This is a genomic window from Micromonospora sp. M51 (assembly GCF_018070305.1).
GTDB lineage: Bacteria > Actinomycetota > Actinomycetes > Mycobacteriales > Micromonosporaceae > Micromonospora > Micromonospora parva.
The window spans coordinates 1-422 of the sequence record NZ_JAGPXZ010001537.1; the positions used below are offsets into that span (position 1 = coordinate 1).

The 422-nt window shown below is 70.9% G+C and carries 1 protein-coding gene; it reads left to right on the forward strand.

Translation table 11 applies throughout. The annotated features are described in order from the left end of the window. Window positions 1-422 (forward strand): SAM-dependent methyltransferase (locus tag KBX53_RS35840; RefSeq protein ID WP_210864126.1); only part of this gene is annotated, 422 nt, incomplete at both ends.

Consider the following 422-nt stretch of genomic DNA (forward strand, 5'->3'; position numbering starts at 1 on the left):
GTCACCCGCCGGGTGATCTCGGAGTTCGCCAGGCGTACGCCCGCTCCCCGATCGGACGCCGCGGCGGCGCACCAGTTGACCGCGCGGGAGACCGAGATCGTGGAGTTGCTCGCCCAGGGCCTGTCGAACGTCGAGATCGCCGAGCAGCTCTTCATCGAGACCAGCACGGTCAAGTCGCACCTCGGGCGGACGATGGACGCGGTGCCGTCCGGGTCGCACCTGGTGCTCTGGGACGGCACCAACACCAGCCCGGCGGTGGTCTCCGGAGCCGAGCGGCTGGCGCAGAGCGGCGGCGTCCCGTACATCCTGCGCAGCCCGGAGGAGCTCGAAAGCTGCTTCGACGGGTTGATGATGGTGGAGCCGGGCCTGGTGCCGATCCCGCTGTGGCGACCGGAGACTCCCGACGCCGTGGGGATCGACGC